Here is a 24542-nt window from a genome sequence, read left to right as displayed (position 1 = left end):
GATAAAGGCCGAGGGCGTGGGTGTTGTCCGCCTGAACGCGTGGTCAAAGCGCCGACGGTTGCGTATTGCAATGCAGTACGCTCACGGGAGGGATACTACCCATCCGAATGTTGGGTGGATATTAGGAAGAACACACATAAATTGCAATTTCTTTCGAACTGTGTGTTCAAGGCGCGGGGTTCAGCAGGGTTTTGTCTGACGCATACGGATCTTCAGCCTGCACCACCACGGCGGTGACATTGTCACGTCCACCGTGCGCAATGGCCAGCTCGACCAGTTCATCGGACGCGCGCTCGCACGCCACCGAGGTCAGCACCGCCAGTATTTCCGCATCGCTGACTTCGTTGCTGAGCCCATCGCTGCAAAGCAGGAAAACGTCGCCGTCCGCGACTTCGATTGCATCGTCGTCGAGTTCGAGCACGTCCGTGGCGCCCACCGCGCGCGTGATCATGTGCTGCGCCGGGTGATGGCGCGCCTCTTCGTCGGTAATCACGCCGAGCGATTTGAGTTCTTCCACCTGACTATGATCGCGCGTGAGTTGCCGCAATTGCCCTTCGCGATACAGATAGAGACGACTGTCGCCGGCCCATAGGTAACCGCAGAAGCGGTCGCACGCGAGCAGCACGATGACGGTGCTGCCGATCCGTTGCACCTGGCGGCGCGCGGCTTCGTCCCTCAGTTGGCGGTTGGCCTTTTGCAGCCGTGCTCGCGCGTCGGCGATGCAGGTTTTCATCGCGAGCGGCGGCGCGAGCCGGCTCAGCGAATCGATCACCACGCGGCTCGCCAGATCGCCGACCGCGTGCCCGCCCATGCCATCGGCGACGGCCCAGCGTCCGGGTTCGGGCTGGGCGAGGCAGGCATCTTCGTTGATTTCACGGACGCGTCCGGCGTCGGACCGCGCGGACGACGTCCATCGAAATTGGCTCGGACAGGTCACAAGGGTTACACCGTATCGTTTCTGCTGCGTGCGTCCGGGGAGACGTTGATGTTCGAGTTCGCACCGGTGTTGCGTACGTCGACCGACTGGAACGTGTTGATCATCTGGTTAGCATAGAAGTTGTTCGAGATGTCGTACAGGTTCACGACGGGACCGATGCTCGGCGTTTCCCGCACATAGGGCTGAATCCAGCCGTACACCCACGGCGCACCGCCGCCGCCGCGGATCGCCGCCATTGCTTTACGGTCGAGCGCGAGGTTCAGCGAGAGGTCGTTTACTCTGATGGAAGCCATATCGTTCTCCGGTTGGCCGCGTGCGTCGGGCGCGCGGTTGAAAAGGAATTGAACGTGATGATGCAAGTGCTGTGCCAATTTGCGGCTCGAGCGGGCGCTTTCTCGTAACGCATTGATTGGTGGGCAATTCCGCGCACCTGGGCAGGCAGCGCTTGGTCGTGCGGAGCCCAAGAGGTCGGGATGCAGCCAACATCCGGGCGCTCACACCGGTGCAGGACCCAACACATTGGCCGGACTCCCGGCCCCTGGCGAACCCACTCGCTGCGGCTCAACCGACGCTCCAAATGATCGACGTCTGCCAACAGATCGGCTTGATTTGTGTCGGATCCCAACGGACATCTGCCGCACTCAGAATGCCTCCCAATTCCTGTCAGCCCTTTAAATAAAGGCTTTTCCCGACATGGCCCGGATGATGCAAAAGATCTCGCAACAGTGTTGGATATTGAAGCGAGACCAGCCATGAACACGAACCACCTCCCGACGAGCAGCGAAGACCAAGACGAACGCTGCAATGAAACGTCGACCATCGACCTGCCGATCGGCGCGCATCTCGTGACGCAACGGCGCGGCTACGAACATCACGGCATTTATGTCGGCAATGGCCGCGTGGTTCATTACGCGGGTTTTGCGAGCTCGGCGCATCGCGGTCCGGTGGAAGAAGTGGAATTGACCCGCTTCGCCGCCGGTCATCCGTTGACGATCCGCCCGACCCCGAGCGCCCGTTACGTCGGCGATGAAGCCGTGCGCCGCGCGCGCTCCCGCCTCGGCGAAAACCATTACCGCCTGCTGACGAATAACTGCGAGCACTTCTGCGCGTGGTGCCTGCTTGGCGAAAGCCGCAGCGAACAGGTGCATTGCTGCTTGACGCATCCCCGTGCCGGCGTGCTCACGCTGGTGTGTCTGGTGAAGGCGTTTGTCGAACGCACCGCGAAGAATGGTCAGGTTGCCGCCCAACTCGCCTGAGCGAGCAGTAACGAGCAGGAACGAGTTCAGCAATTCAGGGATTCAAGGATCGAGGAGAGCATCATGGTTGCCGCAGAAAAGACCTTGCACTGGGCCGTCGATAAATGGCTTGCGCCGACCCCGTCGATGCCCGCACGTGTCGTTCAGTTTTGCCACCGCGCGTCGCAGCATCAGCGTTACGTTTGCGTGGAAGCCCTGAGGCCGGGCGGCTTGCTGTCGATCTTTTTCTTCCGTCATGACGACGGCTCGTGGAACGTGTTCCCGCCGCAAGCCGAGCGGCCCGCCATGAACGGCCATCGACGCACGGCAGTTTGCTAGCTTTGTGTGTGCGAGGCCGCTTCCTTGACGATCCACTGACTGAACAGCAGCATCGCCGACGTCATCGGTTTGCCCTTCAACCACGTCAGCCAGTAGCTGCCGGCGTGAACTTCCACCTCGAAAGGCCGCACCAGCCGGCCCGTGTTGATCTCGTGATCGAACATCAGCGCCGGCGCCAGCGCGATACCCGCACCCTGCATGGCCGCTTCCACCATGAGCCGCGATGAATCGAACACCGGGCCGCGAATCGGCCGCGGCGGGATGCCGGCAGCCGTGAACCAGTTCATCCAGTCGTCGACGCGATAGGAGCGCAGCAAAGTTTCGTTGGCGAGATCCGTTGGCACGGACAGACGCCTGGCGATCTCGGGCGCACACAGAATCGCGAGCGGTGCGTCGAGCAGCCGGGTGGCGAGCGAGCCCGGCCAGGTGCCGTCGCCGAAACGGATCGCGAAGTCGAGGCCTTCGGTGGCGAGATCGACCAGATTGTTGTTCGTCAGCAGCCGCAGCTCGACAAACGGATGCGCGTCGCGAAACGACTTGAGCCGCGACATCAGCCAGCCCACCGCGAAAGTGCCCACCACGCCGACCGTCAACACCTCGTGGAAGTGGCCGCCGTCGAACTGTTTGAGCACGGCTTCGATGCGATCGAACGCATCCGTGAGGACAGGGCGCAGCGCGAGGCCTTCGTCGGTCATGGCCAGTCCGCGGGGCAGACGTTTGAAGAGCGCGGTGCCCAGCCGCTCTTCCAGCGTTCTCACCTGCTGGCTCACGGCCGCCTGGGTGACGTTCAATTCGAGCGCGGCGCGCGTAAAGCTCAGATGCCGTGCGGACGATTCGAAGGCGCGCAGCGCATTCAACGGGAGATACGGTCTCATGGCGGAGGTATAAGATTTTCTAGGGGTTAGGCTAACTTATCATCGTTTGCCAGCGGGCGCCGAAAAACCGATAGTTGCGGCTTCACATAAGGAGCGGCGATGATCACAAGACGGAAATTCGCGGGCGTGATGCTCGGTGTTTCGATAGCTGGGGTTGCGGTTAGCAGCGGCGGCGCGTTCGGGAAAGCGGTGAAGGCGGGCACAGCAAAGCAGGGCGGCAGCGTGGCCAAGGCGGACGCCATTCGTCAACGGCTCGCGCAGATCGAAGCGGAAAGCGGCGGCCGGCTCGGCGTGTCGATCGTCGATACGACCTCCGGATTGCACGCCGGTTTGCGGACGGACGAGCGGTTTCCGATGTGCAGCACGTTCAAACTGCTCGCGGCGAGTTTCGTGCTGACGCGCGTGGATCACGGACAAGAAGACCTGGAACGGCGCATCGTGTTTTCCAAAAGCGATCTTGTGCCGTACTCGCCCGCCACCAGCCAGCACACCCGTGAGCGCACCAGCGAAGCGGGGATGAGCGTCGCCGACTTGTGCAAGGCGGCCATTACGCTCAGCGATAACACAGCGGCTAATCTGCTGCTGGCGAGCTTTGGCGGCCCCGCGGCTTTGACCGCGTTCGCGCGCAGTATCGGCGACGGCATCACGCGCCTGGACCGCAATGAGCCGACGCTGAACGAAGCGACGCCCGGCGATCCACGCGACACCACCACGCCCAATGCCATGCTCGGCAATCTGCGCGAGCTGCTGCTGGGCGAGCGTTTGTCTTCGTCGTCGCGTGCGCAATTGCTGGCCTGGCTCGCCGCCAATCAGACTGGTGGCGAACGGATTCGCGCGAAGCTGCCGAAGGATTGGGGCGTCGGCGATAAAACGGGTACGGGCGATCACGGCACGGCAAATGACGTCGCGATTCTGTGGCCGCCGGGACGCGGGCCGATTCTCGTGACCGTTTACCTGACCGAAACGAGTGGAGATGCGGCGCGCTGCAATGCGGCGATTGCTGACGTCGGCGCGTTGATCGCGGCGTCGGTTTGATGGTGTGAGCGTTCGTTCAGGTAAGCCGTCGCGTGGCCAACCGCACAGGATCTGCGCATTTGGCAAGCGACGGATTTTCGCTTACAATTTTTTCCGCCCAAGGGCCACGATAAATACCTGACTAGCAACAGACGGTCGGCTATCCGTGGACTTGGGCGTTTTCATTTCTAGGCGCGTGCGATACGCGAGTCAGCCGGAATTCGAGCGATAGGCTGAGGAGCAACCGTAGCCGGAATCAACTTCCCTTGCACCAGCAACCCAAGCGTCTTCACCACGAAAATTCCAATCACCACGTTCGCCGCGATGAACAAAACCGGCGCGAGCCATTCGAGCGGACCCGTTGCGCCTCGTTCGACCATGCGGATCGCCATCGTCGGCAATGCGGCTACACCGAAGCTGAACGCCCAGTATCCCGGCACGAATGCTTGCTGGCGAATCCACGGCAGCAGACGCAACAGCAGCAACGCCTGGTAGAGCCCATAGCCGAGCAGCATCAGCGCGACCAGATCAGGCGTGCCACTGCTTAAGCTCAGATACGTCACACCGCCCACCACCGGCGGCGCGAGCTGAATGCCGAGGATCGGACGCAGTGCTTCGGGCAGCGGTTCATGCACGGCGGCGCGGTGCAGAATCATCGATTCGATCGCGAGCCAGGACAGCACGCCGGCGCCGAAGAACAGCCCGCCCAGCTGATGAAAACCGAAGGCAGCCGCCGCCGTGCCCGCGACAAAACTCGACGCGACGGTCGGCAGATAAATGGCCGGCGTGATCAGTTCAGGCTTGCGCCCACCCTGCCAGAGCCGTCCATGCAGGTACACGCCGAGCACCAATTGGGCGACCACGGCCACGCCGAACAGTGCAAGCGCAACCGAATGCGCATAGGGCGGCAAGAGCTGCGCGGCCAGCAAACTCGAAACCGGCCCGAGCGCCGTAAACGACGATTGCACCGGATGCTGCATTTCCGCGCGAGCCTCGGCTGCATGCGTCAGCCACTTATGCCCGTATGCGAGCAGAACGACGAGCCACACCACAAGCGCTGTGACGCTCAACACGTCTCCAGCGATTGTGGGCAAATGCCACACCCTGATCGCCACACGCCACAAGTTGGCGAACGCCAGCGCGCCCACCGCGATGCCGAAGAAAGAAACTGGAATCGTGCCACGATTGCTATTCATCTCTGATCCTCCGAAGCGTTGCGACGCGCTCCGATGTTCCGGCGTTGCGCGTTCGATAACGTACTCTAGAGGGCGGTGGCAAAACGCTGAATGCCGGGACGGCTCAACAAATGGCGCGATCGTCTCAACGTGCATTCACAGCGCGTGCTGTGCCCCAGTTGCGCCACGTTCCGTCGGGTTTCGCCGTCCTGCCGCCGATTTCCGGCTGTTTCGGCCCCGAAGAACCACTGCCTGGTATGACAGCCCCGCGTCATGGCGTAAAATTTCCACTTCGATATGAAGTAACGTCATTTACGCTAACTCATGCCAACGCCTGCGGACAAATCAAACTCAAAGGAAAGCGAGGGCGTTGCCGTTATCGATCGTGCTTGCGCGATTCTGTTCGCCTTCAGGCCGGACGACGTCGCGCTCACGCTCGCCGAACTCGCGGCGCGCACGGGGCTCTACAAGAGCACGCTGTTGCGGCTTGCGGGCTCGCTGATCCAGCACCGCCTGCTGCTGCGTCTGGATGACGGCCGCTATCAACTCGGCTCCGCCACCTTCATGCTCGGCGCGTTATATCAGCGCAGCCTTAACGTCGGCGACATTCTGGTGCCGCTGATGCGCGAACTTGCGGAAACGAGCGGCGAAAGCGTCTCCTTCTATGTGCGCGACGAGGCGGTGCGTGTGTGCTTGCATCGTGTGGATTCGACGCATGCGGTGCGATTTCACGTGCGCGAAGGTGACGTGCTGCCGCTGGAAAGCGGCTCGGGCGGTCTTGCATTGCTGGCGTTCGGCGGCATGCCGGGCGAGCCGTACGAGAAAATTCGCGAGGACTTCTACTGTGTGTCGATCGGCGAGCGTGATCGGGAGACGGCGGGGGTTTCGATGCCGGTATTCGGTGTGCGCCAGAGTTTGCGTGGCGTGCTGACGCTTGCAGGCCCGAGTTCGCGCATCGATCAGGCGTTCCTCGAGAGCAATCTCGGCGCGCTGTTCGATTGCGCCGCACGCGCAACGGATGCATTAGGCGGCGACTCGCGCGCAATGCGCAACGCGCAGCGGCGCGCGGCCGAAGTTCAGGACAGGTGACGCTCGGGCTTGCCCGTGTACGTGTAGCTCATCTGGCGCGGCATCGGGCCTTTGTTGCGCTCGTTGCGTCCGCGTTGCTCCCAGGCATGCGACAGAATGCCGACCGCGCGTGACAGACAGAACACGCCGCGCGCCAGCTCCGGCGCAAAGCCGAGTTCCGCGTAGATCACGGCCGTTGCGCCGTCGATATTCATCGGCACGGGTTTGTTCTTGCGCTGCTTGAGCAAGGCTTCAATGCCGCGCGCGATAGCGGCGTATCGTCCGCTGATGCTTTGCTGTTCGACGCTGTCGTCCACGAGCGAAAGAAGCCGGATTGCGCGTGGATCGACCGGATGAAAGCGGTGCCCGAAGCCAGGCAAATACTTGCTGTGTTCGACGGTAAAAGCATCGACACCTTGCTCGACGGCTTCTTCCAACGTGGCACCTGCTTGCACGCGTTCGGCAATCGAGTCGTACAGTTCGACCGCCTGTTGACCGGCGCCGCCGTGCACATCATCCAGCGCATTGATCGCGGAGGCCATCGCGCCGTTCAACGGCAAACCGCAACTGGTCGCCATCCGCGAGATTGCAATCGACGGGGCATGCGGACCATGATCGACCGACGCCACCAACGCCGCTTCGAACAACCGCGCTTGTGCGGCATCAGGCAATTCGCCGCGCAGCATCAGCCAGATCATCTGCGGAAAGCTGACGTTGCCGATCAACTCCTGAATCGGGAAACCGCGCACCTTGATCGAGCCGGGATGGATATCGATGATCGAGGTGCTCCAGTACTCGGCGGCGAGCTTGGCGGCGTCGAATGCTTGCGTCATGTTCAGATGACTCCTTCGGAGCGTAGGTGGTCGATTTGTGCGTCGTCGTAACCGAGCGAGGCGAGATGCTCACGCGTGTGGGCGGATAGAACCGGTGCGGGCGTGGTCGGCGCCGTGTCGGCATCGGATAGCCTAAAACCCGCACGAGTGACGCGTTGCCGCTCAGTGGTGTCGTCGCCGGCAAATTCGCGGATGAACTCGCGCGATGCCAGATGCGGATGCGCGAGAATCTCCGGCACCGACATCACGCGTCCGGCCGGCACGCCTGCTTCGAAGAATTTCGCTTCCCAGTTTGTGGCGTTGTCGCTTGCAAGCGCCGCTTCGATTTCGGCTTTCAATGTCGCGCGATTCGCTTTGCGTGCGTTGCGCTCGGAAAAGCGCGCGTCGTCGAGCAGATCGGCGCGGCCGATCAGATGGCAGAGGCTCGCGAACTGCTTGCTCTCGTTCGCGGCGATATTGAGGGGGCCGTCGCTGGTTTTGAAGGTGCCCGAAGGTGCCGCGGTGAAGTTCTCGTTGCCCATCGGCTCGGGCGTGACGCCGGCGTTCAGATAGTTCGATACGACCCAGCCCATCGTCGCCAGCGTGGCTTCCAGCATCGAGACGTCGAGCATGCGGCCGTGTCCGCTCGCGCGGGCATCGACCAACGCGGCGCAGATGCCGAACGCCGCCGTGAGACCGCCCACGGTATCCGACACCGGATAGCCGACGCGCAACGGTGCGCTGTCGGCATCGCCGGTCACGCTCATCACGCCCGAGATGCCCTGAATGATCTGGTCGTAGGCGGGGCGTTTCGAAAACTCGCCGTCCATGCCGAAGCCGGAGATCGCGCAATACACGAGCTTGGGATTCACTTCACGTAGGGCATCGAAATCGAGGCCGAGCCGCGTCATCACACCCGGCCGGAAGTTTTCGACCAGCACGTCGGCGGTTTTGACGAACTCGCGCAAAATGGCCTTGCCGCGCGGGTCTTTCAGATTGAGCGTGATGGACTGCTTGCCCGCATTTACCGCGACGAACGAGGCGCCCATGTTGCGCATGGACGCTTCCTTGTCGGCGCCTAAACGTCGCGCAAGATCGCCGCCTTCGGGGTGTTCGACCTTGATCACGTCGGCGCCGAGCAGCGCGAGTTGATATGCGCAAAACGGCCCCGCCAACACATTCGATAAATCCAGTACTCGCACTCCAGCCAACGGCAGCGTCATCTTTGAAGCCTCTTGTTCAATGCGTTCAATGCGAAATTTCGTCGAGGTTGCGATTGTTGGTGCGTGGCCCGAAGATGCCGATCGCGCCCATCACCATTACCATCGACACAGTGATCAACGCGAATACGCCCGGTACCTGGAAGTGGCGCAGCGCGAAGGCGATCATGAAGCCGGAAAACATCGCGGATAACCGCGACATCGAGTAGACGAAGCCGACCGCGCGCGCCCGCAAGCGCGTGGGGAACAGTTCGGTCTGGTACGCGTGATAGCCGACGGAGAGCAGCGTGCCGCTAAGCGTGATCAGCACACCGAGCATCATCAGCATGGCAGGCGAGGTTTGCATCGCGAACAGGCTGCCGAACACGGCGATACCGAGTGCCGACAACACGATCAAGGTCTTACGTTCGATGCGGTCCGCGATCGCCATGCCGATCAGCGGTCCGAACGGATTCGAGGCCGCAATAACGAACGAGTACATCAGGCTGTGCGTGATCGTTATGCCTTTCGAAACCAGCAGGGTCGGCACCCATGACGCGAAACCGTAGAAGCCGATCGCCTGGAACAGGTTGAACACGAGCATCGTGATCGCGCGTTTGCGATACGGCGGCTGCCAGATTTCGCGGAAGGCCGCCTTGGTGGTGGCCGGCTCGACTGTCGGGACAGGGGCGGGCAATGGCTTCCCGTATTGTTTCGCGACTTTCGCTTCGATTGCCTGCAGGACCTGTTCCGCTTCGGCGGCGCGGCCTTGCTGCGCGAGCCAACGCGGGCTTTCCGGCACGCGCCGGCGAATGGACCACACCACGACCGCGCCGAGCGCGCCGATGATCACGACCCAGCGCCAGCCGTCGACGCCGTACGGCGCTTGCGGCACCAGCCACCATGCAAGCAGAGCGACGGACGGCACAGCGGTGTACTGCACCAGATGAACGAAAGCGAACGCGCGGCCACGCAGATGTTTCGGCACGAGTTCGCTGACGTACGTGTCGATCGTCACCAGTTCGACGCCCACGCCGATGCCTGCGATCAGGCGCCACAGGTTGATGGCGGGCGCGGTGGTTTGCAGCGCCATGACCAGTGTGGCCGCGGAATACCACAGCAGGGAAACGGTAAACACGGTTCTGCGGCCATAGCGGTCCGCCATGCCCGCGAAAAAGAACGTGCCGATGAAGAGCCCCGCGAACGACGCCGCCACGAAGGCGCCCAGCCCGGACACGCCGAAGAACGACGCAGTGGTAGTCGCGTAGAGCCCGCTTTTGACGAGGCCCGGGCCGACATAGGCCGTAAAAAACAGATCGTAGAACTCGAACCAGCCGCCGATCGACAGCAGGAACACCAGCATCCATACCGTGCGCGTCGCCGGCAGACGGTCGATGCGCGCGTTGATGCCGGTCGTGAGTCCCTGCGCACTGGCGCTTGAATCGGGCGACGCGCCGGGTGCGTCGATCGGCAGGCTTGCCATGGAATCCTCCTTGGAGTGTCTTTTGTCGTATCGTTCTGTCTGACGGAACGACGTTCTATTTAATGAGTGTGCCGAGGTTAGTCCGTGTGGCGTCTGCCAGGAATTCGGGGTTTTACCTAGCCGTCACCCCCCCATTCGCTGCAACATCGCGAGAAGGGCGTCGAATGAAAGCGGCTTGCGCGCGTAGGCGATGGTGGAATTCGGTTGCACGGGGATATCCGCGGCGGCGCTGCACAGGATGATCGGAATCGCGCGCAGGTTGGGGGCGTTGTACAGTGCGGCGCACAGTTGCAGCCCCGACATGACCGGCATCATGCAGTCCGACACGATGATGTCGGGCCGGGCAAGGCTGATCTGTTCAAGCGCGGCCGCCCCGTTGGACGCCGTCAGTACGGTATAGCCATGCCGTTCCAGCAACAGTCGCCAGACCGCAAGGATGTCGAATTCGTCGTCCACGACCAGAATGGTTTTCATGGGCGGCTACGTTTTTCGCCGCGGCGTCAGCGTGGCCGACAGGCCTTGCGCTGAAACCACACTGGCGCCGCTGACCAGACCTCCGCCCAGAATCTCATCGAAACCGGGGACACCTGTTTCCATGTTGGAGCGGGAGGATGTCTGAGATTCGTGGATAGTCATTGTCGATATGTCGTTCAAAGTACGGAGAAGCGACAGCTTGCAAATGAAATCAAGCGGATGCGCATCGCTCAACCTAACCGCGTCGCAATTCGCGTTCCCGCTGGTGGGCGGCGCTGCGCGTGTTGGCATTCGACGAGGGGGATCCTGCCTTGGGCCGTCTCCCGCTTGGTGAACTGCATGCGGGAGGCCGGCGCGTAGCGTGTGCAAGGGACCGGGAGGGATTGCTTGCAAGGTGGTGCAGCGCAAGCGTGGCGGCGTTTTTTTCAAATTTGCGGCTTTATTGGCAACGCTCAATCGCAGCGCGATCGGCGGCGCAGCCACGATCGCCGGTATCCGGCTGATGGACGTCGCCCCTTCGCTCGATCTCGGAGTAAGGCACGCGTCGTTCGCTGACTCCAGGTCCCTCGTCGCACGGCAAAGGCGCTTCGCCGTATACAATTCGGCAGCGCCTGATTTTTGCCCAATACTGCCCTGATCCCACTCATGCCGAATCCGACCCGGGCCTTTCTTCTCGGCCCGCTCCTGAAAGGCGTTTCACGCTCCTTCTACCTTACCCTGCGCGTGCTGCCCGTCGGGATGCGCGATCCGATCGGACTCGCGTACCTGCTCGGGCGCGCGGCCGATACGATTGCGGACACCTCGCTGATCTCGCCCGAGCAACGTCTTGCAATGCTGCTGTCGCTGCGCGACCAGGTCAACGGCGCCCCGAACGACGGCGCGCTGTTCCAGCGCATGGCCACTGAAGTGGCGGGCCAACAGGTCCAGTCCGATGAAAAGGTTCTGCTGGAATCGCTAGGACCCGCACTCGAGGTGCTGCTGCAACTGAGCGAGTCCGACCGCAAGGCCGTACGCGAGATCGTGTCGACGCTGACCGAGGGCATGGAATTCGACCTTCGCACGTTCCCCGACGAACGTTCCGGCCAGATCGCCGCGCTGCGCGAGTACGACGAACTCGACCGCTATACCTACCTGGTGGCGGGCTGCGTCGGCGAATTCTGGACCACCATGACCTACGCGCACATGCCCGGCACGCTGAAAGAGCGGCCCGAGACGATGGCGCGCCGGGGCGTGCGTTTCGGCAAAGCGCTGCAGATGACCAACGTGCTGCGCGATTGCGGCAAGGATTTGCGGATCGGCCGCTGCTACCTTCCGCAGACCATGCTCGATCAATATGGTTTGAGCGCGCAGGATCTCCTGCAGCCGGCAAATTCTGTTCGCGCCCGGCCTCTGATGGTGGAACTCGTGCGCAAGTCGCTCGATCATTTTCGCGAGGCGTTGGACTATACGCTCGCGATCCCCGCGTTTTCAGTGCGTTTGCGCCTCGCCTGCTTGTGGCCGATTCTGATCGGCCTGGACACGCTGCTGTTGCTGGTGGATAACGAAGCCTGGCTCGACCCGGCGAAAGTCTCCAAGGTGCGGCGCAATCAGGTGTATCAGATCATCGCCTCGTCGCTACTCCTGGTGCCTTCGAATGGGCTGGTGCGCAAGTCGGTTGAAACGCGGATCAAGCAGATTGAAGCTCGGCTTTGAGTATCTGCTTCGCTATACGAATCAGTTTGCTGCGTTGCGTGCAAACCTGATTGCACCAGCAGTGCCCCAACGGATAGCGTGTTGGCGTGCGGCGCATGTGCCGTGCGTGTGCAGTGTGGGCAAGCGTACTGAATAAAAGCGCCGTGGGCCGTAGTTTGGCGGACAAACCTCTTTGTCCGATTCCAGACTCCCATGGCGCCCACCGGAAAACAGCATTGCGACACGTTGGATCTGATCCGTGCGCTGGCGGCAGGCGCGGTGTGCATCAGCCATTTGCGCAATCTGATGTTCGTCGACTACCGCGCGAATGCCGGTATCGGACTCGCGGGCAAGGCGTTCTACTTCATCAGTAACTACGGCCACACCGCGGTGATCGTTTTCTTCCTGCTGAGCGGCTATTTCGTTGGCGGCTCGGTGCTGCGGCAGGTCGAGACGGGAACATGGAGCTGGCAGCGCTATCTCACCGAACGCATGTCGCGGCTCTGGATCGTGCTGATCCCGGCCTTGCTGCTGACGCTGTTCTGGGACCGCATGGGCATCGCGCTTGCCGGTGGGCCTTTTTATCTTGGGACCGAGGGCACGTTCGATCAGCAGATCAACGTCGCCTCGCATCTTGGCCAGGCGACGCTGCTATGCAATCTCGCCTTCCTGCAGACGCTCGCGTGCGGCACGTACGGCTCGAACGGACCGCTATGGAGCCTCGCCAACGAGTTCTGGTACTACATGTGGTTTCCCGCCTGTTATGTACTGCTGCGCCGGCGCCGCGGATTGAGCGCAATCGTCGCGGGTGTGCTCGCGCTGGGTACGATGGTCGCGTTTCCGTCGCTCCTGAACGGGTTCGGATTGTGGATGCTTGGCGTCGTACTCGTGTTGCTTGAAAAGCGCTTTCCGTCGCGCAGCGCACGGACGGGTTTGCCATGGTTCACGCTCGCCAGCGGGACAGTTCTTCTTGTGGCGCTGATGCTGACGCGCATGTTCTTGTTGAGTAACGACTGGATTGTCGGTGTGCCGTGTTTCGTGTTTCTGCGTTGCATACTTTGGGAAAACGTCCGACTGCGTCCCGCGCCGCTGTCGCGTATCGCGGTTCTCTTTTCCGGATTTTCCTATTCGCTGTATCTGACGCACTTCTCGTTCATTCTGTTTGTCGCGGCGGTCGTGGTCGGGCAGCGCATCGAGTTCGACGGCCGGGGCGCGCTGGTGTTCGTGACCATGCTGGTTGTCTGCTATGTGTACGCGTTCGCGGTGTACCTGCTGTTCGAGCAGAATACGAAACGCGTGCAACGTGGCATCCGGCAGTTCCGCCTTCTACGAGCCAAGCCCGATCCAGCCACGCCGCATAGCTGAATAAGGTGGCATGATCGGTTGATTTATTCGGCATCATTGAATAGCCGCCAATCGGGAAACCCCTAGCATCCTGCATCGATGGTTCGCGTTAGTCTCTTCAAAAGAGGAGACGATTCATGAGACAAGCGTTCAATATTGCAGTGGTGTTGTTGCTTGGTTATTTGATGGCGGATAGGGCGCTGATGCGCGCGCAAGCCGGAGAGATGGGGACAATTACGTGCCACCAGGGCGCGGAACTGGTCAAGTCGAATGCGTTGAAGAAAGGCTTCGGTGACGCCGGGGCCAGCAGCCAGGGTGAAAATTTCCTGTCGAGCTGTCTCGTCACGGGGCGTGGTCAGGTAGGCGATCTGATCGCCCGGGAATAACGCAGGCAGCCTGGTACCGCTGAGGCTCAGACCAGACGTAGCAGGACATAAACAAAAAAGCGCCCAGACCGTGAAGGTCCAGGCGAAGTCACCGGGAGCCCGATGACGGAGGTATCGAATACAGAACTGGCCCGCGATCGGGGATACTCGGTCGCGGGCCAGTTCGTTTGAATCAGAGCGTGCGGCTGTGTTGCTCGCTTGGGCGGCCGATCAGGGCAAACGGCGTGGCCTCAGCGGTTCGTTCCGCCGGGAAGCTTGTTCACCGGTCTGGTTGCGAGCTGAGATGTCAGCCTGGTTGCCAGCTTAGTTGCCGAAGTAAACCGACTTCGGACCGTTCGCCTGAACCGGGTGGCCCGACTGCGACGAGCCATTCACCGCACCGCCGTAACTGCTTTCTGCGGCTTGGGCAGTGCCGTTTTGCTGGGCGACACGGGCTTGCGCAGCCTGGATGTCAGCCGGATAGTACGGGTCGGAGCGGCCCGGCTGGTAGCCGGCCTTTTCGAGTTGAATCAGTTGCGCGCGGACCTCGGCGCGGGTCACGGGCTGGTTGGACTGCGCAAACGAGGCAACAGGAGCGGCCAGCACAGCGGCGATAACAACAGCTTGAATGAGCGATTTCATGATGAACTACCTCCAGTTCGGTCTTTATCTTGCTACGAGCAGTGTTGTTCGGAGTCAGTGATTGCATTGTAGTTTTGCGATCTGACCGGAGTAATCATCGAATCAGGTAAAGTTTGTTGCGGGATTTGAGATAAAAGAAGAGTGCTGTGTTTGATGGGCCCTTGTGCGCAACGTGAAAAAAAGGGCGCCGACGGCGCCCTTTCTCCCTTTACGACCTGACGGTCAACTCAAACCGCAGCGGGCCGCCATTTCAACAGCCGCTGTTCGACCGTCGTCAACAGATAGTCGGCAGCCAGCGCGACCACGGCCAACACGATCATTGCAGCAAACACACCGCTTGCATTGAACGCGCCTTGCGCAGTGGAGATCAGCAGACCGATACCTTGCTTCGAGCCGAGGAACTCGCCCACCACCGCACCGACCAGCGCAAAGCCGAAGCTCACGTGCAAGCTGGCAAGAATCCAGCTCAACGCCGACGGAATCACCACCGAGGTCGTCACCTGACGGCGCGACGCACCGAGAATCTGCGCATTCGCGATCATGTAGCGGTCCGCTTCACGCACGCCCTGGAACGCATTGGCGAACACGACGAAGAACACCATCACCACTGCCAGCGCCACCTTCGAAGCCATCCCAAGACCGAGCGAAATCACGAAGATCGAGCCGAGCACCACGCGCGGAATCGAATTGGCGATCTTGATGTAGAGGCTGAACACATCGGAGAGCAACTTGTTGCGGCCGAGCACGATGCCGCAGAACACGCCCGCCACTGAACCGATGATGAAGCCAAGACCGGTTTCTTCCAGAGTGACCCAAACCTGGGTGAGCAGCGGGCCTTGCGATGTGCCGTTCACGAACCAGTCGATGATCTGATTGAAAATCGCGGTCGGCATCGAGAAGAAGAACGGATCGATCCACTTCAGGCGCGCGGAAAGTTCCCACCCGCCGAGCACAACCACCAGCACGATAATGCGCAGCGAGATCACCAGCGCATGGCGTTGCCGGATACGTTTTTGCGCGACGCGCTCGACCTGGGCGAGCGTCACGGGATCGATGCCCGAAGGCATCGTTTGTTGAGGGGTAGTAGACATATTTGCCGTTCCTTGATTAACCGATCTGCACTTCTTCGCGCAGGTCATGCCAGATGTCGCGCGAGATTTCGATGAAACGCGGGTCGTAGCGAACTTCCGATGTGACGCGCGGACGCGGCAGATCGATTTCGTACACTTTCTTCAGCGTGGCCGGGCGTGCCGTCAGCACGAACACACGGTCGGCAAGCGCAATCGCTTCTTCCAGATCGTGCGTGACGAACACCACCGAACCGGCGCCGCCCCACAGTTGCAGCAGTTCGTCCTGCATCAGCGTGCGCGTCTGCATGTCGAGCGCCGAGAAGGGCTCGTCCATCAGCAGGATTTCCGGCTTGTTGATGAAGGTTTGCGCCAGCGCCACGCGCTTTCTCATGCCGCCGGACAGTTGATGCGGATAGTGCTTGCCGAACTTGTCGAGGCCCACGCGGCGCAGCCATTCGTTGGCCTCGTCGTACGCCGCGGATTTCGAGCGGCCACGATACAGCGGACCGGCCGCCACGTTGTCGATGACCGAGCGCCATGGGAACACGGCGTCGGCCTGAAACACGAAGCCGATGCGCGGATCGATGCCGTCCACCGGCGCGCCCATTACGCGCACTTCGCCGGTGGTCGGCTTCAGCAAGCCGGTGATCATGCTGAGCGTGGTCGATTTGCCGCAGCCCGTCGGGCCGACAACCGCGACGAACTCGCCGCGTGCCACCGACATGCTGAAGTCGCGCAACGCGATCGTCGCTTTGCCATCCGGGGAGATGAAACGGCACGACACGTTGCGCATCTCGATGGCGGGCGTATCGCGTGACATAGGTTGATTCATCGGCTGGTGCCTCGCAGTTCTCTTGACGTTGAAAGGGGGTTGCTTCGAGGGCGTTGCTTCGAGAGCGTTATTTCGCGGCGGTCTTGACCGCTGCCGACACGTAGTCGTTGCTGTAGGTCTTGGCGAGGTCGATATGCTTACCCTTCACCGAAGGATTGAACGCCGACAGCACCTTCAGGACAGTGTCCGGGCCGTCGGCGGGCATCTTGCCGTCCTTCGTGAACATCGGCAGCGACGCCTTCAGCGCGCCGACGTACAGGTCCTTATTGTTGCCGTAGTAGTCCTTCGGCATCTTCGCGGCGATCTCTTCCGCGCTATGCGTCGCGATGAAGTTCAGCGTCTTCGCGAATGCGTGTGAGAGCTTCGTGGCGTCGTCCTTGTGCGACTCGGCCCATGCGCGCTGCACGTAGAAGCTCGAAGCCGGGTACGTGCCGCCGAGCGCGGCGCGGGTGCCTTCCAGCGTGCGCATATCGACCAGCACCTTGGCGTCGCCGGTCTTCAGCAACTGCGAGACGGTCGGCTCGGTGGTCATGCCCGCGTCGATGCGGTTCTGCTTGATGGCGGCGATAAAGCTGTTGTCCGCGCCAACTGGCAGCAGCGTGTATTGCGTGGACGGCACGCCCGCGCGTTGCGCGAGGTATTGCGTGAGGAAGCTGGTCGACGAGCCGAGGCCGGTCACGCCCAGCGTCTTGCCCTTCACGTCCGCCATGCTCTTGAGCGTTTCGGACGCCTTGGTGGAGACCATTTCCACTTCACCCGGCACCTGGCCGAAAATCACCAGCGCCTGGACTTCCTTGCCCTTGCTCTGCAAGTCGATGGTGTGATCGTAGAAGCCCACCACGCCTTGCACCGCGCCCGCGAGCAGTTCGTTTTCCGCGTCCACGCCGGCCGGTTGCGAAAGGATTTCGACGTCGAGGCCTTCGTCCTTGAAGTAGCCGAGCTGCTCCGTGAGCTTGGCCGGCAGATAGATGATCTTGGTGGCGCCGCCGACCATGATCGTCAGCTTCTCCGCATGAGCCACGGCCGACGCGGCGGCAAGGGTAAACGCAACACCTGACACGGCGGCAATCTGGCGCAAGTTACGCATGAAGCAGTCTCCTGAGGTTTAGTCGCCGCCCGGTGCGGATGCGGCGCTTTCTGGATGAATGAGGGCGATTATAGAAATCTGAAACCTTCTGGTAGCTTTCGGAGCTGTGGGCAAATCATGGGTGTTAACCCGAGAATCCACCGCAATCGCGCGGCCACCCCCTGGCAAACCCCATAACGTGGGCCACAAACCACGCAAGCCGCGCGCAAAGCCCTTGTTTTACGGCACAATCGGCGTCCTGACTTTTGCTGCGCATTGAGTTGCCTATTTCGCCGTTCTCCCCATGAAGCTGCTGCTCATCGAAGACAACCCCACGCTGGCGCACTGGCTCGCGAAGATGCTGGAGCAGGAGGCGTTCGCGCTCGACGCGGTGCAGGACGGCGACGCCGCCGACCGTTTGCTGCGCACCAATCACTACGACGTGATCCTGCTCGACCTGAATCTGCCGAAGCTGTCGGGCAAGAACGTGCTGCGCCGTTTGCGCCAGCGCGGTGACGCCACGCCCGTGCTGATCCTGACGGCGAGCGGTTCGATCGACGAAAAAGTGGAACTGCTTGGCGCCGGCGCGGACGATTACCTGGTCAAGCCTTTCGAAGTACGCGAGCTGATCGCGCGCATCAAGGTGGCGATCCGCCGCCAGTCGCCCTCGAAGGCGAGCGAGGTGGTGTGTGGCGATCTCGCGTTCGACATCGACACGCGCCAGTTCACGCTGAAGGGCGCGCCGCTGAACGTGACGCCGCGCGAGCGCTCGGTGCTCGAAACGCTGATCCTGCGTTTGGGCAAGACGGTAACCAAGCCCGCGCTGGTCGACGCGATCTTCACGCTCGCGGACGAGCCGAGCGAGGATGCAGTCGAAATCTACATTTCGCGGCTGCGCAAGAAGCTCGACGGCAGTTCGGCGGCGATCGTCACGCTGCGTGGGCTGGGTTACCTGCTGCGCAAGAAAGAAGATGACCAATAGCCTGCGCATGCGCCTGCTGTGGTGGCTGCTGGTGCCACTTGCGCTATACGTGTTCGTCACCGGCAAAGCGGAATACGACAACGCGCGGCGCACGGCGGACCTGGTGCAGGACAACCAACTTATCTCATCGGCGCGGATGATCGCCGGTGAAGTGGAATGGGTGGATGGTTTTCTGCGCGTGGATGTGCCACCCGCCGCGCTTGAAGTGTTCGTGTCGCCCTATCGCGATCAGGTGTTCTACAGCGTGCGGGTCGACGATGGCCGGCTGCTGGCGGGTACGCCGGATTTTCCGCAGCGCGCGGCAAGCTCGCCCGACACGGCCGATCACTACGACACTGAACTCCATGGCCAGCCCGTGCGCGCGGTCGGCCTCGTGCGCCTGATGTACGACAACGGTGCGACGCGCCGCGTACGGGTGACGGTGGGCAAGACGGTGCGCTCGCGCGATGCGATGGCGCAGCAATTGTGGCAACCGCAACTTGTGCGGCAGATCGAGATGATCGTGCTGGCGGTCGCGCTGGCCTGCATCGGCCTCACCTTCGAATTGCGGCCGCTGATGAAAGTGAAGGAAGAGGTTGCCGACCGCGATCCCATGCAACTCGAACCGATTCGCGTCGAGCGCCTGCATACGGAGTTGCGGCCGATCGTCGAAGCGATCAATCAATGTATCGCGCGGCTCGGCGTACAGGTAGCCGCGCAACGGCGTTTTATCGCCGACGCCGCGCACCAGTTGCGCACGCCGCTCACGTTGCTCGGCACGCAGTTGCAGTTCGCGCGCCAGCAGGACGGCCTGAATCCCGCGCTCGACGAGGCGCTCGCCGCGATGCACCGCAGTAATCGTTCGATGGTCGGGCTCACTAACAAGCTGCTGTTGCTCGCGCAGGCCGAGGCCGCCGACAACAAGCAACTGGCGGTGGAAACGGTCGATCTGGTGCCGCTGGCGATGGAAGTGGTGGAGGATCTGGCGTTGCTCGCGCAAGCCCGGGATATCGATCTGGGTGCGGAACTGAAAGGCGCCGCGCCGGTGGCAGGGCATCGCGGCCTGCTGCAGGCGTTGATCGCCAACCTCGCGGAGAACGCGATCCGCTATACCGGCAGTGGCGGCCACGTCACGGTGGCGGTCAGCGCAGAAGCCGATACGATCACCGTGGCGGTGCTGGACGACGGTCCCGGCATTCCCGCCGAGTCGCGCAGTCGCGTGTTCGAGCCGTTCTTTCGGGCGTCGACAGATACTGAAGGAACCGGGTTGGGTCTCGCCATCGTGCGCGAAATCGCGGACGCGCATCACGGGGAGATCGTGCTCAAGCCGGGCGAAGGCGGCAAAGGCGTGCACGTGACCGTCTCGTTTCCGCGCGCGCCGATGGAAGGACCTTCGCCCGTTTGAATCAAGCCCTTTAAATCGGCGGCGTTACAGGTAGTTGGGACAAACCCGCAATCGGCACAGGAAACGCGTGTTCGAAAGCTTACAGAAGGATTTGTACCGCTAGAATTTTGGGCAGGCGATTCATCGAACGCCCACCGCGCACGTGGGATATAGCGGAGACAGTCAGCAGAAAGGAACGACGAATCGTGTTTTCAGGCAGTTTGCGCGGACGCTTGCTGTGGTGGCTCTTGCTGCCACTGGCGGCGTTCGTTTCCATTTCCGGCATGATTTCGTATCGCAACGCGCAGACCACGGCCGACCTGGTTCAGGATAACGCGTTGCTATCGTCGATACGCATCATTGGCGAGGACATCGATTGGGATAACGGCCACGTGTCGGTCCAGATTCCGCCGGCCGCGCTCGAGCTGTTCGAGTCGCCGGAACAGGACAGTGTGTTCTATCGCGTCGAAGCGAGCGGCCACCGCCTGCTGGCCGGCAGTCCCGAGTTACCGGTGCCGCGCGGCGTGAGCGACGTCCCCATGCTGTACTCCACCCATCTCGAGGACGGCCGTGCCGTGCGCGCCGCTACCTACGTGCGGCAGCTATACGACTCGGGCCGCACCGAAGAAGTCGTCGTAACGGTTGCAAAAACGGAAGGTTCGCGCGACGCCATGGTGTGGCGCCTGTTGCGACCGCAACTGTTCGGCGAGGTGCTCACGCTGGTGCTCGCGATGGTGTTCGTCTATCTCGGGCTGACTTTCGAATTGCGGCCGTTGATGAAGGTGAAAGACGACGTCGCCGATCGTAACGCGTCGCAACTTGAACCGATACGCGTGGCGCGCTTGCATGTCGAATTGACGCCTATCGTCGAAGCGATCAACCAGTGCATCGCGCGCATGGGCCAGCAGGCCGCGACGCAGCGGCAATTCATCTCCGACGCGGCGCATCAGTTGCGTACGCCGCTCGCGCTGCTGGTGGCGCAGATCCAGTTCGCGCGGCAACGTGAGAATCGGGACGTGCCGCTCAGCGAAGCACTGGCCGGCATGCATAAAAGCAGCCGCAAGCTGACCACCTTGACCAACAAGCTGTTGCTACTCGCTCAGGCCGAGTCCGCCGCGCCCTCCAATACGCGCGAACGGGTCGATCTGAGCGCGTTGATCGCGGGTGTGCTCGAGGAGTTGATCGCTTTCGCGCAGTCGCGTGAAATCGATCTGGGCGCTGAGCTGGAAGACGGTCTACACGTGACCGGCGACGAGGCGCTGACCGCGGCGCTGGTGACCAATCTCGTCGACAACGCGCTGCGCTATACGCAACCCGGTGGCCGCGTCACCGTGCACACGGAGCGCGGCAATGACAGGGCGATCGTGCGGGTGATCGACAATGGGCCGGGTATCAAAGCCGAAGCGAGGGCGCGCGTGTTCGAGCGTTTCTATCGCGCGTCGAACCACGCTGACGGAACCGGCCTCGGCTTGCCGATTGTGCGCGAGATCGCCCGCCGGCAAGGCGGCACGGTTACGCTCGAGCCGGGAGAGGGCGGTGTTGGCCTCGTCGCCACCGTCGAGATGCGACTATGGTCGGCGGCGGTTTGATGCGCCTCCAAATCAGGGGAAACCGATGAAACTGCTGCTCGTTGAAGACGACGCTGACCTCGCGCGCTGGGTGATGAACCTGATGCAGGTCGAGAATTTCGTGGTTGACTGGGCGCAGGACGGCGAGCGGGCGGAGACGCTGCTCGGCGTGCAGTGCTACGACGCGGTGCTGCTCGATCTGCGCTTGCCGGGCATTGGCGGCAAGGACGTGCTGGCGCGTCTGCGCCGCAAACGCGACAACGTGCCGGTGCTGATGCTCACCGCCAACGGTTCGACTGACGACAAAGTAGCCTGCTTCTCGGCTGGCGCGGACGACTACGTCGTCAAACCTTTCGACGCGCGCGAGCTGGTGGCGCGCATCAAGGCGCTGATCCGCCGTCAGGCGGCGGGCGATAAGGGCCAGTCGATCGACTGCGGCGATCTGCGCTATCTGTTCGATTCCCGTGAATTCGTCCTGCAAAACGAGCCCTTGCCGTTACGGCGGCGCGAACACGCCATCCTCGAAACGCTGATGCTGAAGCAGGGCAAGACTGTCTCGAAGTCCACCCTGATGGACAAGGTCTTCACGCTCGACGACGAACCCAGCGCCGATGCCATCGACATTTACATTCACCGTTTGCGCAAGCACCTGGCGAGCTCCAGCGCGAAGATCATGACCTTGCGCGGGCTTGGCTACATTCTGCGCGAAGAAGTGTCGTGCGAAGCTTTTGCCGAGTCGCTATAGCGCATCAGAGCAATCCTTAAGGATTTCTTGAGGATCGTTCAAGACGCCTCTCGACCACCCGCGATTCGCGCCGTTTCATTGGCACCTTCCATAAGGCTTTCATAAGGTTCCCCATTGCATTATTCGCCGCATCGAGCGAGCGCAAGCGCGCCTGCTCGCAACGTCGAATTAAATGCCTATTGATGGGAGAACCCGCTTGCTAGAGACCTCGACTTATCGCGTTGCGGAGATGCGCAACAAAGTGCCCGAGGCAACACTTGTCTTCTGGGCAATCAAGATCATGGCGACCACCGTCGGCGAGACCGGCGCGGACTATCTGGCCGTGCACGTGGGGCTCGGCACCGCGCTCACCGGCGGGATGATGCTCGCGTTGCTGATTGCCGCATTGGCCGTGCAGCTTCGCATGCGCAAGTACGTGCCGTGGATTTACTGGCTGACCGTGGTGCTGGTCAGTGTGGTCGGCACGCAGATTACCGATGCACTGACCGACAAGCTCGGCATCAGCCTCTATGCCAGCACGATCGCGTTTGCCCTCGCGCTGGCCGTGGTGTTCGCGCTCTGGTATCGCAGTGAGCGGACACTGTCGATTCACACCATCTACACGACGCGGCGGGAGCTTTTCTACTGGGCCGCAGTGTTGTTCACCTTCGCGCTGGGCACCGCGGCCGGCGATCTCGCGACAGAAGCGCTGGGGCTCGGCTTCATGATCGGTGTGGTGGCATTCAGCGCGCTAATCGCATTGGTGTGCGCCATCTACTACGTCGGCGGGAATCCGGTGCTGACTTTCTGGCTTGCCTACATTCTGACGCGGCCGTTGGGCGCCTCGTTCGGCGATCTGCTTTCGCAGTCCCGCACATACGGTGGTATCGGTCTCGGCACGATCAATACGAGCGTGCTCTTTCTGAGTGCCATCGTCCTGCTGGTCATCTTCGCGAGTGCAGTCGAACAGCGGTCCACACGCACTATCGCCGCACGTGAACCTTGAGCGCGTGTCGCTCGACAAGTCGTAGATGTAGCCCTTTTTCAATCGTATGTCGAATCAAACGGAAGAGAACAATCATGAACCAACGCACGCTCAACAAAGCCGTCATCGCTTCTTTCATTGCCCTCTCCGCCATCAGCTTCGGGCATCGCGAGGCGGGTGGGATCGGCTTTCCGTCGGCCGAGGCAGCCGAGCCTGTCAAGGCGTCGAAGCTCGGCGACCTTTCGCCGTTCCGCAAGATCGCCGCCGACACCGCGGGACTCGTCGACCAGGGCAATCTCGCGGGCGGTAAGGCGCGCATCAAGGATCTGGAACTCGCCTGGGACGACGCCGAGCCTTCGCTGAAGCCTCGCGCCGCAACGGACTGGCACACGGTCGACAAAGCGATCGACCGCGCGCTGAGCGCGTTACGCGCCGGCACGCCGAACGCAGCGGAATGCAAGCAGGCGCTCGCTGATCTGCTGGCGGTGATGGATCGAATGAACGGGAAGGCCTGACGCGCTGACGGGCGCGAGCGATCACTGAAGCCATCTGTGAAACATGTGTTCTCCTTTGAACCGGTACGGTATGCAAAACAATTTTTACCGCTGATTCAGCAGGTCGAAAGCTCATGGTCGCACAAGGGCAGGCGTTCCTTCACCTGATCCAGAACGCCCGTTTTTTTCCACGCCATGTACCGAAGATAACAAGTCTGTTGCGGCGGAAAAGTTGCCGGCAGCCTGTGCCACTTTTCTTTCGTCTGCTGCACCCAGAGTATCGCGTTGAGGATCTCGCGATCGCTGCGACGGGGTCGCCCGCGACCAGACGAAACCTCAGGAAAAAGACTCTGAACACGCGCCCAATCGGCGTCGGTGAGGGGGATCTGAAGCATCTGCCGCCTTGAATGACTGTGTGGGGAATGCGCAGTCGTTGCATGCTGCGTTTGGTGCCGATACTAGTAAATCTTTTTTTCTCGGTCAAATTTTATTGTTGCAGTGCGATGCCTCATTCATTGCTTGTTGTTTAGCGATCTTATTCACAATGCATGACACGGTTTCCCCGTTTGAAGCGATGGACTTGTGGTAATCGCCGCGTTCAACGCGCTGTGCGATGGTCCCGTAACGTCGATGCGAAACGCTACGTAACATCCGCGTTCATACAGACGTTTGGCGATTGAAATTACGCCTCGACAAGTTTGATCGGATGACCGTAAACCGTTGACTAGTAGGGCCTGCCCGTCATGGTCGCCGTTGCGTCGCGCGGTGAACGTGTTGCTGGCACGACATGTGCGTGCTTTAGCCAGGTTAATAAATTGCGCCTAC

The 24542-nt window shown here is 61.5% G+C and carries 26 protein-coding genes; 13 read left to right on the top strand and 13 right to left on the bottom strand.

Annotated elements, in window-relative coordinates:
- Nucleotides 1–166: 166 nt before the first annotated feature.
- Together P3T25_RS01645 and P3T25_RS01640 are read right to left on the bottom strand one after the other, a co-directional pair.
- The gene (locus P3T25_RS01645; protein WP_168435795.1) at nucleotides 167–937 is read right to left on the bottom strand and encodes a PP2C family protein-serine/threonine phosphatase; all 771 of its coding nucleotides are present in this window, start codon (nucleotides 935–937) and stop codon (nucleotides 167–169) included.
- A 5-nt stretch (nucleotides 938–942) separates the two neighbouring features.
- A complete protein-coding gene (locus P3T25_RS01640) occupies nucleotides 943–1230 on the bottom strand; it encodes a hypothetical protein (RefSeq protein ID WP_429357308.1) in 288 nt (95 codons plus the stop codon).
- Nucleotides 1231–1689: 459 nt separating this feature from the next.
- Between P3T25_RS01640 and P3T25_RS01635 the strand changes: the two genes are divergently transcribed.
- Both P3T25_RS01635 and P3T25_RS01630 read left to right on the top strand, forming a co-directional pair.
- On the top strand, nucleotides 1690–2193 hold the full coding sequence (locus P3T25_RS01635) for a lecithin retinol acyltransferase family protein (protein ID WP_266260213.1): 504 nt from the start codon (nucleotides 1690–1692) through the stop codon (nucleotides 2191–2193).
- Nucleotides 2194–2256: 63 nt separating this feature from the next.
- On the top strand, nucleotides 2257–2511 hold the full coding sequence (locus P3T25_RS01630) for a hypothetical protein (RefSeq protein ID WP_429357307.1): 255 nt from the start codon (nucleotides 2257–2259) through the stop codon (nucleotides 2509–2511).
- Here the strand turns inward: P3T25_RS01630 and P3T25_RS01625 are convergent.
- Nucleotides 2508–3386: a LysR family transcriptional regulator gene (locus P3T25_RS01625; protein WP_429357306.1), complete on the bottom strand. Its 879-nt coding sequence runs from the start codon at nucleotides 3384–3386 to the stop codon at nucleotides 2508–2510. The two genes, P3T25_RS01630 and P3T25_RS01625, sit on opposite strands and share 4 nt — an antisense overlap.
- Before the next feature lie 99 nt (nucleotides 3387–3485).
- Between P3T25_RS01625 and bla the strand changes: the two genes are divergently transcribed.
- A complete protein-coding gene (gene bla / locus P3T25_RS01620) occupies nucleotides 3486–4421 on the top strand; it encodes a class A beta-lactamase (RefSeq protein WP_429357305.1) in 936 nt (311 codons plus the stop codon).
- A gap of 167 nt (nucleotides 4422–4588) precedes the next feature.
- On the opposite strand, the gene tehA is transcribed toward bla, so the two are convergent.
- Nucleotides 4589–5596: a dicarboxylate transporter/tellurite-resistance protein TehA gene (tehA, locus tag P3T25_RS01615; RefSeq protein WP_429357304.1), complete on the bottom strand. Its 1008-nt coding sequence runs from the start codon at nucleotides 5594–5596 to the stop codon at nucleotides 4589–4591.
- A gap of 303 nt (nucleotides 5597–5899) precedes the next feature.
- Here tehA and P3T25_RS01610 point away from each other — a divergent pair, with 303 nt between their 5' ends.
- Complete coding sequence (locus P3T25_RS01610) at nucleotides 5900–6664, top strand: IclR family transcriptional regulator (RefSeq protein ID WP_266239058.1); 765 nt, start codon at nucleotides 5900–5902, stop codon at nucleotides 6662–6664.
- On the opposite strand, the gene P3T25_RS01605 is transcribed toward P3T25_RS01610, so the two are convergent.
- From P3T25_RS01605 to P3T25_RS01590, 4 genes are all read right to left on the bottom strand, one after another.
- On the bottom strand, nucleotides 6652–7476 hold the full coding sequence (locus tag P3T25_RS01605) for a citryl-CoA lyase (RefSeq protein WP_429357303.1): 825 nt from the start codon (nucleotides 7474–7476) through the stop codon (nucleotides 6652–6654). The genes P3T25_RS01610 and P3T25_RS01605 overlap by 13 nt on opposite strands.
- Nucleotides 7477–7478: 2 nt before the next feature.
- The gene (locus P3T25_RS01600; RefSeq protein ID WP_429357302.1) at nucleotides 7479–8678 is read right to left on the bottom strand and encodes a CaiB/BaiF CoA transferase family protein; all 1200 of its coding nucleotides are present in this window, start codon (nucleotides 8676–8678) and stop codon (nucleotides 7479–7481) included.
- A gap of 25 nt (nucleotides 8679–8703) precedes the next feature.
- On the bottom strand, nucleotides 8704–10137 hold the full coding sequence (locus P3T25_RS01595; RefSeq protein ID WP_154562746.1) for an MFS transporter: 1434 nt from the start codon (nucleotides 10135–10137) through the stop codon (nucleotides 8704–8706).
- A 123-nt stretch (nucleotides 10138–10260) separates the two neighbouring features.
- Complete coding sequence (locus tag P3T25_RS01590; RefSeq protein WP_154562744.1) at nucleotides 10261–10611, bottom strand: response regulator; 351 nt, start codon at nucleotides 10609–10611, stop codon at nucleotides 10261–10263.
- A 645-nt stretch (nucleotides 10612–11256) separates the two neighbouring features.
- Between P3T25_RS01590 and P3T25_RS01585 the strand changes: the two genes are divergently transcribed.
- From P3T25_RS01585 to P3T25_RS01575, 3 genes are all read left to right on the top strand, one after another.
- Entirely contained in the window at nucleotides 11257–12303 is a 1047-nt protein-coding gene (locus tag P3T25_RS01585; RefSeq protein WP_429357301.1) for a phytoene/squalene synthase family protein, read from the top strand.
- 192 nt (nucleotides 12304–12495) lie between these two features.
- Nucleotides 12496–13647, top strand: coding sequence for an acyltransferase family protein (locus P3T25_RS01580; RefSeq protein ID WP_154562737.1), 1152 nt, complete (start codon nucleotides 12496–12498; stop codon nucleotides 13645–13647).
- A 116-nt stretch (nucleotides 13648–13763) separates the two neighbouring features.
- Entirely contained in the window at nucleotides 13764–14012 is a 249-nt protein-coding gene (locus tag P3T25_RS01575) for a hypothetical protein (RefSeq protein WP_054035535.1), read from the top strand.
- Nucleotides 14013–14315: 303 nt separating this feature from the next.
- On the opposite strand, the gene P3T25_RS01570 is transcribed toward P3T25_RS01575, so the two are convergent.
- The 4 genes from P3T25_RS01570 to P3T25_RS01555 form a co-directional block, all read right to left on the bottom strand.
- Nucleotides 14316–14633 (bottom strand): DUF4148 domain-containing protein, encoded by a 318-nt coding sequence (locus P3T25_RS01570; protein ID WP_154562735.1) that lies wholly within the window; start codon nucleotides 14631–14633, stop codon nucleotides 14316–14318.
- 227 nt (nucleotides 14634–14860) lie between these two features.
- Nucleotides 14861–15724, bottom strand: a complete 864-nt coding sequence (locus P3T25_RS01565) for an ABC transporter permease (RefSeq protein ID WP_154562733.1) — start codon at nucleotides 15722–15724, stop codon at nucleotides 14861–14863.
- A 16-nt stretch (nucleotides 15725–15740) separates the two neighbouring features.
- Nucleotides 15741–16535, bottom strand: a complete 795-nt coding sequence (locus tag P3T25_RS01560) for an ABC transporter ATP-binding protein (protein WP_097395642.1) — start codon at nucleotides 16533–16535, stop codon at nucleotides 15741–15743.
- A 67-nt stretch (nucleotides 16536–16602) separates the two neighbouring features.
- Nucleotides 16603–17622, bottom strand: a complete 1020-nt coding sequence (locus P3T25_RS01555) for an ABC transporter substrate-binding protein (RefSeq protein ID WP_429357300.1) — start codon at nucleotides 17620–17622, stop codon at nucleotides 16603–16605.
- A gap of 283 nt (nucleotides 17623–17905) precedes the next feature.
- On the opposite strand from P3T25_RS01555, the gene P3T25_RS01550 reads away from it, so the two are divergent.
- The 6 genes from P3T25_RS01550 to P3T25_RS01525 all read left to right on the top strand — a co-directional run bounded on the left by P3T25_RS01550 (nucleotide 17906) and on the right by P3T25_RS01525 (nucleotide 23738).
- Nucleotides 17906–18583, top strand: coding sequence for a response regulator (locus P3T25_RS01550; protein WP_027778124.1), 678 nt, complete (start codon nucleotides 17906–17908; stop codon nucleotides 18581–18583).
- Nucleotides 18573–19967, top strand: coding sequence for a sensor histidine kinase (locus P3T25_RS01545; protein ID WP_429357299.1), 1395 nt, complete (start codon nucleotides 18573–18575; stop codon nucleotides 19965–19967). The genes P3T25_RS01550 and P3T25_RS01545 overlap by 11 nt, the downstream gene beginning before the upstream one ends.
- Nucleotides 19968–20152: 185 nt before the next feature.
- A complete protein-coding gene (locus tag P3T25_RS01540) occupies nucleotides 20153–21535 on the top strand; it encodes a sensor histidine kinase (RefSeq protein WP_171925913.1) in 1383 nt (460 codons plus the stop codon).
- A 25-nt stretch (nucleotides 21536–21560) separates the two neighbouring features.
- The gene (locus tag P3T25_RS01535) at nucleotides 21561–22259 is read left to right on the top strand and encodes a response regulator (RefSeq protein ID WP_154562727.1); all 699 of its coding nucleotides are present in this window, start codon (nucleotides 21561–21563) and stop codon (nucleotides 22257–22259) included.
- A 229-nt stretch (nucleotides 22260–22488) separates the two neighbouring features.
- On the top strand, nucleotides 22489–23244 hold the full coding sequence (locus P3T25_RS01530) for a COG4705 family protein (protein WP_154562813.1): 756 nt from the start codon (nucleotides 22489–22491) through the stop codon (nucleotides 23242–23244).
- Between the two features lie 74 nt (nucleotides 23245–23318).
- Nucleotides 23319–23738 carry a histidine kinase gene (locus P3T25_RS01525; RefSeq protein ID WP_216674178.1) on the top strand — a complete coding sequence of 140 codons (420 nt, stop codon included), beginning with the start codon at nucleotides 23319–23321 and terminating at the stop codon, nucleotides 23736–23738.
- Between the two features lie 95 nt (nucleotides 23739–23833).
- On the opposite strand, the gene P3T25_RS01520 is transcribed toward P3T25_RS01525, so the two are convergent.
- Nucleotides 23834–24112, bottom strand: a complete 279-nt coding sequence (locus P3T25_RS01520; RefSeq protein ID WP_171925914.1) for a transposase — start codon at nucleotides 24110–24112, stop codon at nucleotides 23834–23836.
- Nucleotides 24113–24542 lie beyond the last annotated feature (430 nt).

Source organism: Paraburkholderia sp. GAS32 (genome assembly GCF_050434225.1).
Lineage (GTDB): Bacteria > Pseudomonadota > Gammaproteobacteria > Burkholderiales > Burkholderiaceae > Paraburkholderia > Paraburkholderia madseniana.
The sequence above is the reverse complement of the archived record's forward strand: the minus strand, read 5'-3'. Positions and strand labels throughout refer to the sequence as shown.